Here is a 10168-nt window from a genome sequence, read left to right as displayed (position 1 = left end):
GCCTTCGGATCGAGCTCATCCAGAATGTCGCATAGTGTATGGACCACATCGAGGTTGGCTTTCTCATTCCAGCCGCCAACGTTGTAAACCTCTCCCGGCTTGCCCGCTTCCAGCACACGACGGATCGCGGCGCAGTGGTCGTTGACATAAAGCCAGTCACGCACTTGCTGCCCGTCGCCATATATCGGCAACGGCTTGCCGGCGCGCGCATTGGTAATAATTAATGGAATCAGTTTTTCGGGGAAGTGGTAAGAGCCGTAATTGTTGGAGCAATTGGTGGTCAGCGTCGGCAATCCATAGGTATGGTGATATGAGCGGACCAGATGGTCCGAAGCCGCTTTCGATGCCGAATATGGGCTATTGGGCGCGTACTGGGTAGTTTCGCTGAAAGGGGCGTCGGCGGGGCCTAGCGTGCCATATACTTCATCGGTCGAGACATGCAGGAAACGGAATGCCGTTTTTTCAGCGTCTGGCAGTGCGCTCCAATAGGCACGGGTGGCTTCCAGCAGGCCGAAGGTGCCGTTGACGTTGGTTTCCACAAAAGCCGCCGGTCCGTGGATCGAGCGGTCAACGTGGCTTTCTGCGGCAAAATGAACTATCGCACGCGGCTTGTATTGTGCGAACAGAGCCGCAACTTGTGCTGTATCGCCGATATCGCCCTGTACAAAAATATGGCGGGGGTCTTGGCGAACGCTCGCCAGATTATTCATGTTGCCGGCGTAAGTCAGCTTATCGAAGTTAATCACTGGCTCGTCATTTTGCGCCAACCAGTCGAGTACGAAATTGGACCCGATAAAACCAGCCCCGCCAGTAATGAAAATCATGTATTTGTCCTAAAAATAGAGTTCTGAAGAATTTGGCCAGCCAGCTTTAAATACTACGCGTCTCTTCCAATTCACCAAATTCGTGCGTAACCCCGAATTATCCACTATTGCCGGCCAATATAAGTTACTTAAATATCATTTGACGATGTTTAACTCCGTGCATATTGGTAAGCAATGTAACAATCTGTTGCAAAATAACAACTAAACAATAATTCAGAGCTTTTAATCAACTTCAGACAGTAATAAATACAAGAAGTGCCGCACTCGCTTTCCATCAATCCTCATAGCAGATTCCGATGTCGACTTCCCGCACATAAAACATAATGAGCGCCTCAAGAAACCGACTGGCGATCTACAATACCAAACCTCAATTGCTGCAATCGCTGCGAAACATGACCCCTATCAGTTCCACGCTATTTGCCATCGGCGACTTGCAAGGCTGCCACCAAAGCCTGCTCGATTTACTAAAGCGCATTGACGCAACCACTCCCGGCGCACGCCTGGTTTTTGTCGGCGACCTGGTCAACCGCGGCCCGCAATCGCTAGCAACGCTGCGCCTGATCCGCTCGCTGGGCGACCGCGCTCAAGCTGTGCTAGGCAACCACGACCTGCACCTGCTGGCAGCCGCACACGGCATCCGCAAGCTGCACCGCGGCGATACGCTGCAGGAAATTCTCGACGCGCCCGATTGCGACGAACTGCTCGACTGGCTAAGGCAGCGGCCCCTGGCGCTACTGGAACAAGGTCACCTGTTTTTACACGCCGGCGTGCTGCCGCAATGGTCTGCCGCCAAGACGGTGGCGTTGGCGCAAGAAGTCGAAACTGTGCTGCGTGGCCCGCATTGGGTAGATTTTTTGCGTGAAATGTATGGCAACCAGCCATTGCGCTGGGACGATGCGCTGCAAGGTAACGAGCGCCTGCGCTGCATCGTCAACGCCTTGACGCGTTTGCGGTTCTGTACCGAAGACGGCACCATGGAACTCGCTGCCAAGGAAAGCACCGGCATATCCATGCCCGGCTACCTGCCTTGGTTCGATGTGCCGCAACGGCAGACCCAGGACGTAACGGTGGTGTACGGTCACTGGTCAACCCTGGGACTGGTGCTCAGGCCCAACCTGATAGGGCTGGACACCGGCTGCGTGTGGGGCGGCAAACTCACCGCGGTGCGGCTGTCCGATCGTTTTCTGCTCCAGGTCAGCTGCCCGCAAGCGCAGCGGCCGGGGTAAAACTCAGGTTTCCGCCGCATCTAGGCGACCCCGTCTGGGCGACCCCGTCTGGGCGACCCCGTCTTTTTCCGTCAGCTCCAATGCCTCGGCAATCGCAGTGCGCGCCAGGACCGCCAGGTCGCGGCGGTGCGATCCGGTCGTATCGATAGGCGCCAGCTGGACCAGTTCCGCTTTCATGGGCGGCGCTTTCAGGATCGCCAGCATGCTTTCGGCAAACGTCATGTCGCCGATAAAATCCGCAGCCGGATGCAGCGCCCCCTGCTCATCCAGGTAACGCAAGGCATACGGCTGCACCGGTACTTTGGCGTCGAGCGCGGCCTCGAACAGGTTGGCATGGAAAGGCAGGATAGAACCCTGCGCCGCCGTCGTTCCTTCAGGGAAGAAGGCGACCCGCGCGCCGGCTTCGATGCTCGTCACCAGCCCCTGGAATATGCGCCGCACATCGCGCTGCTTGCCGCGCGCGATGAAAATCGTGCCGCCCTTTTCGCACAGCCAGCCGATCAAGGGCCAGTCGCGGATATCGGACTTGGCCACGAACTGGCAGGTCTGGATCGAGTTGATGACAAAGATATCGAGCCACGAAACATGGTTGGCAACGATCAGGGCGCGCGTCGCCGCCACGCTGTTGTGCGGATTGCGCAGCGTGACCTGGACCCGGCAGATCGCCAGCAGCTGGATCGACCACAGCCGTATGCGCCGTTGCCGTCCTGCGCTGTCGGCCAGCGGAAACACCACGGCGCAAGTCCACAAGCCTACCAGCAGGTGCAGCAGCACCCGCACCAGACGAAAGGGCCTCATACGCGTTCGAATGCTATATGACCGGCCACAATCGTGGTCTTGACCCTTCCGCACAGTTCATATCCGAGGAACGGCGTGTGCTTACCCTGGCTCGCCAGTTCCTTGGCTTCCACTTTCCAGCGCACCGCAGGATCGAACAGGCAAATGTCGGCGACGCTGCCGATCGTCAGCTGGCCGGCGGGCAGGCCCGCCACGCGCGCAGCATCGGTGGTGATTTTCGCCAGTGCGCGGCTGAGTCCTTGCTGCTCTGGAGCGACACACTCGTCGGCCCATTTCAGGGCCAGCGACAAAAGCAGCTCGAGGCCGGTGGCGCCGGGCGTCGCTTCGCCGAACGGCAGCAATTTTTCATCGTCGTCGACTGGCGTGTGGTCCGAGCAGATCGCGTCGACGGTGCCATCCAGCAGCGCCTGCCGGATGGCATCGCGGTCACGCTGCGAGCGGAACGGCGGCGTCATCCTGGCGTTGGAATCGAAAAAGCCGATATCGACATCCGTCATGTGGATGTGATGGGCGCCGACGTCGCAAGTGATCGGCAGGCCCTCTTTCTTGGCGGCCCGGATCAGTTCCAGTCCCGGCGCCGACGAAATGCGGCACAAATGCACACGGGCGCCGGTCGCACGCACCAGTTCGAAAATGGTTTGCAGGCGGATCGTTTCCGCCATGGTCGGCACGCCCGACAGGCCGAGCCGCGAAGCCACCGCGCCGCTATGGGCAATGCCGCCATGGCCGAGGTAAGGGTCTTGCGGGCGCAGCCAGACCGTATAGTCGAAGGTGCGGGCGTACTGCATGGCGCGCAGCAGCACAGTGGTGTCCAGGATCGGCTCTTCCGCCTGGGCGAATCCGATGCAGCCGGCGTCGGTCAGCTCAGCCATCTCCGTCAGTTCCTTGCCCTTGAGGCCGACCGTCAAAGCCCCCAGAGGATAGACATGCGCCTGGTTCAGGCTCTTGGCGCGGTGCTTCAGCATTTCCACCAGGCCCGGTTCGTCCAGCACCGGATCGGTATCGGGCGGACATACCAGGCTGGTGACGCCGCCTTGCATGGCTGCCTGCATTTCCGATTCCAGCGTGGCCTTGTATTCGTAACCGGGCTCGCGCAGGCGCACGCTCAGGTCGACCAGGCCCGGCGCCACCACCAGGCCGCTGGCGTCAATCGTCTTGTTGGCGGAGAAATCAGCCGGCGCGCTGCCGACGCCGACAATCTTGCCGGCGGCGATATACAGATCCTGCTGTGCGTCGATATTATTTGCGGGGTCGATCAGGCGGCCGTTTTTGATGTGAAGTTTCATCTGTAAATGTCGTGGCGATTCTATAAATAATTATCTGGATTCAGGCTCGGGGCAATGCAACTTCAGTTCCCGGCCAGGATACTCATGACCGCCATCCGCACCGCGATGCCGAATGTCACCTGCGGCAATATCACCGCCTGCGCGCCATCGGCAACCGCCGAGTCGATTTCCACGCCGCGGTTCATCGGCCCCGGATGCATCACGATCGCATCCGGCTTGGCCAGCGCCAGACGCTCTGGCGTCAGGCCGTAGCTCTTGAAGAATTCTTGCGCCGACGGCAGCAAGGCGCCGCTCATGCGCTCATTCTGCAGGCGCAGCATGATGATCACGTCGACCCCCTTCAATCCTTCGTTCATGTCGGTGAAGACGCGCACGCCCATCTGCTCCAGGCCGCTGGGCAGCAAGGTGCGCGGGCCGATGGCGCGCACTTCCGGCACGCCCAGGGTAGTCAGTCCGTGGATGTCGGAACGGGCCACGCGGCTGTGCAGGATGTCGCCGACAATCGCCACCGTCAGGTTGCTGAAGTCTTTCTTGTAGTGCCGGATCGTGTACATGTCCAGCAAACCCTGGGTCGGGTGGGCATGGCGGCCGTCGCCCGCGTTCACAACGTGGACGTGGTGCTGCCTGGTGTCGGTCAGGTGCTTGGCGATCAGGTAAGGCGCACCGGACTGGGCGTGGCGCACTACGAACATGTCGGCGTGCATGGCCGACAGGTTGTCGATCGTGTCCAGCAGCGATTCTCCCTTGCTGGCGCTGGAGGCGGAGATATTCAGGTTGATCACATCGGCCGACAGACGCTTGGAAGCGATCTCGAAAGTAGTCCTGGTGCGGGTCGAGTTTTCAAAGAACAGGTTGAACACGCTCTTGCCGCGCATCAGCGGCACTTTCTTGACGTCGCGGTCGCTGACGCCGACAAAGGAAGACGCTGTGTCCAGAATGTGCGTGACGACGGAAGTCGGCAGTCCCTCGATAGTCAACAGATGTTGCAGTTCGCCGTTTTTATTGAGTTGGGGATTAAGCATTGGATTGGATGTCTAAAGTGAAGCTGCCGTCGTCGGCGCGTTGAAGTTGCAGGGACTGACCCGGCTGCAGCGTGACTGCATCGGCGATGAAATCGGCGGCCACCGGCAAGTCGCGCTCGCCGCGGTCGATCAGCGCCGCCAGCATGATTTTTTTGGGGCGGCCGTAGTCGAACAGTTCGTTGATCGCCGCGCGCGTGGTGCGTCCGGTGTACAGCACGTCGTCCACCAGCAGGATGGTAGCGTCATCGACGTCGAACGGGATCTGGGTCGGCTTGATGTCGGCGCGCAGGCCCTTTTCGGAAAAGTCGTCGCGATAGAACGAGACATCGATAAATCCCAGACGCTCAGCCGGGTTCAGGTTCAAGGCCGCGACCAGCCGCTCGGCGATCCAGGCGCCGCCTGAGTAGATACCGATGACGGCGACATTGTCGGCTTGCGCCAGGGCTGTCTTTACTTTTGCCTCAAGCACCTGGTACAGCGCTTCGGCATCGAATTGGGCGAATTGGGGAGTAGTAGTCATTGCATCTTCACCGCAAAGTCAAAGTCATTCGGATAAATCATCAAAATACTGCTGCAGAATGATCGCCGCGGCTTGGTCGTCGATCACTTCTCCACGCTGCTGCTTGATCACCGCAGACGAGTAGCGTTCATCGACCAGCACCGTCGCTACATCGTAGCGGCCGTGCAGCTGGTTGGCAAAGCGCTGGCAGCGGACGCTCATCTCGTGTGTCGCGCCGTCCGGATGCAGGGGCAGGCCTACCACGCACAACACCGGCTGCCACTCTTTGATCAGGACCGAGATTTCAGCAAATTTGCCGTCATTGGTGGCAGCGCTGATGACCTGCAGCGGCTGCGCCTGCTTCAGCAAGGTATTGCCGACCGCCACGCCGATGCGCTTCAGGCCGAAATCAAAACCCAGCACGGTGCCCGTCAACCCCGTCATGCCCGGCTCCCGCACAGATCTTGCAGCAACGCATTCATCAACGCATTTATCAATTCAGGCACGTCCGGATTCCGCAGTCAGCATATACGGCGAAATGCCCAGCAGGTTGACCGCGGCGGCAAACCGCTCGGCAATCGGCAATTCGAAAATGATGGCGGGATCGGCGGCGACAGTCAGCCAGCCGTTGTGGACAATCTCGCTTTCCAGCTGGCCGGCGCTCCAGCCGGAACAGCCCAGGCTGACCAGGATGCGCTGCGGCCCGCTGCCGTGCGCCACTTCTTCCAGTACGTCTTTGGAGGTGGTCATGGCGATCTGGTCCGTCACTTTCAAGGTCGACGAATAGTTCTTGATGGGCGCGTGCAGCACAAACCCGCGCTCGACCTGCACCGGGCCGCCGAACATCACGGGCCGTTCGGCAATCGGGTCGCCGAATTCCAGCCCGCCTAATCCGGGGCTGATTTCAAGCTCCAGATCGATGCGGTCGAACAATACCTGCATGGTCATGTCGGTCGGTTTATTGATCACCACGCCCAGCGCGCCGTTGGCATTGTGCTCACACAAATACACCACGGTCCCGCCGAAAACAGGATCCAGCATGGAAGGCATTGCAATAAGGAAATGATTTGTCAGGTTCAGGGGCGGAGAATCCGCGCCGGCCTTCGCGCTGGTCTTGCGCGCTGGAGAATCGTCCGGAGTTGTGTCTAGCTTGGCCATGGACCGCATTTTATCAGTTTTGAATACGCTAAAGCCGCTTTGAATAGTGTTGCTTGTCGGGTAAAGTCCTCGCAAGCCCACCTCGGCGTTGCCTCACAATCATTCATTTTTTGTATACATTATCGCCCTCATGCCGCAATTTGAGAAATCCCTGGTCTGGTTTCGTCGCGATTTACGCATGTCCGATCATGCGGCCCTGCACCATGCATTAAAAAGCAGCGCGGCAGTATTCTGCGTATTCGTGTTCGACACCGATATCCTGCAGCCATTGCTGGATGCCGGCCTAGGCGCCGATCGCCGGGTCGAATTCATCCACGGCAGCGTGACCGAGCTCGACCTGGAGCTGCGCAAACTGGGCGGCGGACTGCTGGTACGCCATGGTCCCGCCAGCGATGTCATCCCTGCGCTGGCACGGCAGCTTGGCGTCAACGCCGTGTTCAGCAACCACGATTACGAACCGCAGGCACGGCAGCGCGATGCCGGCGTCGCCAGAACACTGGCCGCCGATGGCCGTGCCTGGCACAGCTACAAGGACCAGGTGATTTTTGAATGCGAGGAGGTGCTGACCACGGCGGGCCAGCCGTTTTCTGTATTCACGCCCTACAAGAATGCCTGGATGAAAAGACTGGCTGCAGCAGATGGCCCGTTTTTCCTGAAACCCTACCCGATAGAAAAATATGCGGCACGTCTTGCACTACCGCCTTCCTCGCCCCCCGAAAAGATACCCGGCCTGGCCGCGCTAGGCTTCAAGAAAACCAACCTGAGAGAGCTGAAGATCGCGCCAGGCATGTCTGGCGCTTCCGGTCTGCTGGAGGACTTCATGCCGCGTATAGGGCAATACGGCCAGAGCCGCGATTTCCCGGCCATCAAGGGGCCATCGTATCTTTCAATACACCTGCGCTTCGGCACTATTTCGATTCGCACGCTGGCCCGCCTGGCTTATCAGGCGCTACACCAGGGCGCGGCGGCCGGCGGCGCCGCAATATGGCTGTCGGAGCTGATCTGGCGCGATTTTTACTTCATGATCCTGCATCATCACCCGCACGTAGCGCGAGCCGCTTTCAAGCCGGAATACGACGCCATCCGATGGGAAAGCGGCGAGCGCGCACGCAGCCTGTTCCTGGCTTGGTGCGATGGCCGGACCGGCTATCCGCTGGTCGATGCCGCCATGCTGCAACTCAATCAGAGCGGCTATATGCACAATCGCCTGCGCATGGTGACGGCGTCGTTCCTGATCAAGGATCTCGGCATCGACTGGCGCTGGGGCGAACGCTACTTTGCCGAGCACCTCAACGATTACGATCTCGCCGCCAATAACGGCGGCTGGCAATGGGCTGCGTCGTCGGGTTGCGATGCGCAACCCTATTTCCGCATTTTCAATCCCATTACCCAGTCTGAAAAATTCGATGCCGACGGCAAGTTCATCCGCCGCTACCTGCCGCAATTGTCCGCTCTCGGCAACAGACATATCCACGCGCCTTGGCTGGCGCCCGCGCAAGAGCTGGAACGAACCGGAATCAGGCTGGGACAGGACTATCCGCTCCCGCTGGTGCAGCACGATGAGGCACGTAAGGCAACCTTGCAGCGTTATGCGGTGGTGAAGACGGTGAATGCGGAGTAAGGAAAATTATGCGCATGCATGGAAGACCTGTCTTCCATGCATGCGCATAAAGTGTTATTGCAGGGTGTTGACTTCTTTCTTGATGAAAGACTTGATGGTGCTGATCAGCTCATCCTCCTGATACGGCTTGCCCAGGTACTCGTTGACGCCCAGCTCCATCGCATAGCTGCGATGCTTGGCCGCGGTACGCGACGTGATCATGATGATAGGGATATGACGGGTGCGTTCGTCGTTGCGGATGTTGCGGCTCAAATCGAAGCCATCCATGCGCGGCATTTCAATATCCACCAGCATCACGTCAGGCGTAATCGCCTGCAGCTGTTCCAGCGCGTCGACACCGTCTTTCGCCAGCACCACCTGGTAACCTTCACGCGACAGCAAGCGTTGGGTAACCCGGCGTACAGTCAGCGAATCGTCGACCACCATCACCACGTTCTGGCTGCGCAGGCCCTGCACTGCCTGGGCTGCTTGCGGTGAGCCGGATTCGGCGCTGACGCTCATTTCCGCTACCGCGCCCAGTGTTTCGTGGGTAGCCAGGTGTGATTGCCGCGGCGCCCGCAATTCGTGGGCCGCATTGGATAACTGCCGCATTGCCACCGGCACCGGATTCAAGATCAGCACGATATCGCCCGAACCCAGCACGGTAGCGCCGGCAATGCCGATCATGCGTGACAGCTGCGGGCCGATATTCTTGACCACGACTTCTCGGTTGCCGACGATTTCGTCGACGTGTATCGCTACCCGGTCGTTGCCGCTGCGCAGGATGATGATAGGCGAATATTGCTGCGCCACCGGCACCATCTCGGTATCGCCCAGCAAGGTCGACAAATATTGCAGCGGCACTTTATGCCCTTGCCAGATCAGCGAACCGTCGTTGTAGGCTGCGGCCAGCGCCTTCGCCTTCAATTGCTGCACCTGCTCCACCAGCGCGGACGGCACGGCATAAGTGCTGCCGCCGGTGGTCAACAGCACCACCTGGGTGACTGCCAGCGTCAACGGCAGGTGGATCGTGAAATGCGTGCCTTGGCCAGGATCGCTGCTGACGGCGACACGGCCGCCCAGCGATGCTGCTTCGGAGCGCACCACGTCCATGCCGACGCCGCGGCCGGCCAGTTCCGTAATATCGGTCGCGGTAGAAAAGCCGGGACGGAAAATCAGGTCCGTGGTTTCCAGGTCGGATATCTGTTCATCGCTTTCCAGCAAGCCAATCGTGCGCGCCTTGTCGCGGATGCGCTGCAGGTTCAGGCCCTCGCCGTCATCCGACAGCTGGATCAGGATTTCGTTGCCGTCCTGCCGGATTTCAATCTTCAGTTCACCGGTTTCGTTCTTGCCGGCGGCGCGCCGCGCTTCACGCGATTCGATGCCGTGCACGATGGCGTTACGCAGCAGATGCTCAAACGGAGCGATCATTTTTTCCAGTACGCTGCGGTCGATTTCCACGTTGCTGCCGCGGATATCCAGGTTGACGCGCTTGTCCAGTTCCTTGGCGACCTGGCGCGTGAGCCGGTACAGACGCTCGGCAATGCTGGCAAACTGCACCATGCGCACGTGCATCAGATCCTGTTGCAGGTCACGCGTCAAACGGCGCTGGGTCAGCAAGTCGGCGTTGGCGCCGTCTACCGTATTGGTCAGGTTCTTTTGCAGCGAGGCGACGTCATTGACGCTCTCCGCCATCATCCGCGTCAGTTCCTGCAGCCGGGTAAAACGGTCGAATTCAAGCGGATCGAATTCGCG

Annotated in this window: 10 protein-coding genes; 2 read left to right on the top strand and 8 right to left on the bottom strand. The window is 59.4% G+C overall.

Translation table 11 applies throughout. The features are described 5' to 3' along the window. A partial coding sequence (rfbB, locus tag JWQ61_RS13305; RefSeq protein ID WP_304360946.1) for a dTDP-glucose 4,6-dehydratase occupies positions 1 to 824 on the bottom strand: 824 nt, incomplete at its 3' end. Positions 825 to 1216: 392 nt separating this feature from the next. Here rfbB and JWQ61_RS13300 point away from each other — a divergent pair. Beyond that, positions 1217 to 2050 carry a symmetrical bis(5'-nucleosyl)-tetraphosphatase gene (locus tag JWQ61_RS13300; protein WP_304360945.1) on the top strand — a complete coding sequence of 278 codons (834 nt, stop codon included), beginning with the start codon at positions 1217 to 1219 and terminating at the stop codon, positions 2048 to 2050. Between the two features lie 3 nt (positions 2051 to 2053). On the opposite strand, the gene JWQ61_RS13295 is transcribed toward JWQ61_RS13300, so the two are convergent. The 6 genes from JWQ61_RS13295 to JWQ61_RS13270 form a co-directional block, all read right to left on the bottom strand. After that, positions 2054 to 2848 carry a 1-acyl-sn-glycerol-3-phosphate acyltransferase gene (locus JWQ61_RS13295; protein ID WP_304360944.1) on the bottom strand — a complete coding sequence of 265 codons (795 nt, stop codon included), beginning with the start codon at positions 2846 to 2848 and terminating at the stop codon, positions 2054 to 2056. Continuing rightward, positions 2845 to 4134: a dihydroorotase gene (locus JWQ61_RS13290; protein ID WP_304360943.1), complete on the bottom strand. Its 1290-nt coding sequence runs from the start codon at positions 4132 to 4134 to the stop codon at positions 2845 to 2847. Before JWQ61_RS13290 ends, JWQ61_RS13295 begins: the two co-directional genes overlap by 4 nt. A gap of 62 nt (positions 4135 to 4196) precedes the next feature. Continuing rightward, on the bottom strand, positions 4197 to 5156 hold the full coding sequence (locus JWQ61_RS13285; protein WP_014004791.1) for an aspartate carbamoyltransferase catalytic subunit: 960 nt from the start codon (positions 5154 to 5156) through the stop codon (positions 4197 to 4199). Continuing rightward, positions 5149 to 5676, bottom strand: a complete 528-nt coding sequence (gene pyrR, locus JWQ61_RS13280; RefSeq protein WP_304360942.1) for a bifunctional pyr operon transcriptional regulator/uracil phosphoribosyltransferase PyrR — start codon at positions 5674 to 5676, stop codon at positions 5149 to 5151. The genes JWQ61_RS13285 and pyrR overlap by 8 nt, the downstream gene beginning before the upstream one ends. Before the next feature lie 24 nt (positions 5677 to 5700). Further along, entirely contained in the window at positions 5701 to 6099 is a 399-nt protein-coding gene (ruvX, locus tag JWQ61_RS13275; RefSeq protein ID WP_304360941.1) for a Holliday junction resolvase RuvX, read from the bottom strand. A 54-nt stretch (positions 6100 to 6153) separates the two neighbouring features. Further along, positions 6154 to 6888 (bottom strand): YqgE/AlgH family protein, encoded by a 735-nt coding sequence (locus tag JWQ61_RS13270; protein ID WP_304360940.1) that lies wholly within the window; start codon positions 6886 to 6888, stop codon positions 6154 to 6156. A gap of 55 nt (positions 6889 to 6943) precedes the next feature. Between JWQ61_RS13270 and JWQ61_RS13265 the strand changes: the two genes are divergently transcribed. Next, the gene (locus tag JWQ61_RS13265; protein WP_304360939.1) at positions 6944 to 8434 is read left to right on the top strand and encodes a deoxyribodipyrimidine photo-lyase; all 1491 of its coding nucleotides are present in this window, start codon (positions 6944 to 6946) and stop codon (positions 8432 to 8434) included. A 54-nt stretch (positions 8435 to 8488) separates the two neighbouring features. On the opposite strand, the gene JWQ61_RS13260 is transcribed toward JWQ61_RS13265, so the two are convergent. Continuing rightward, on the bottom strand, positions 8489 to 10168 hold a 1680-nt coding region (locus JWQ61_RS13260), incomplete at its 5' end, for a response regulator (RefSeq protein WP_304360938.1).

It is taken from the genome of Collimonas fungivorans (genome assembly GCF_028292705.1).
Taxonomy (GTDB): Bacteria; Pseudomonadota; Gammaproteobacteria; order Burkholderiales; family Burkholderiaceae_D; genus Collimonas; species Collimonas fungivorans_B.
The sequence above is the reverse complement of the archived record's forward strand: the minus strand, read 5'-3'. Positions and strand labels throughout refer to the sequence as shown.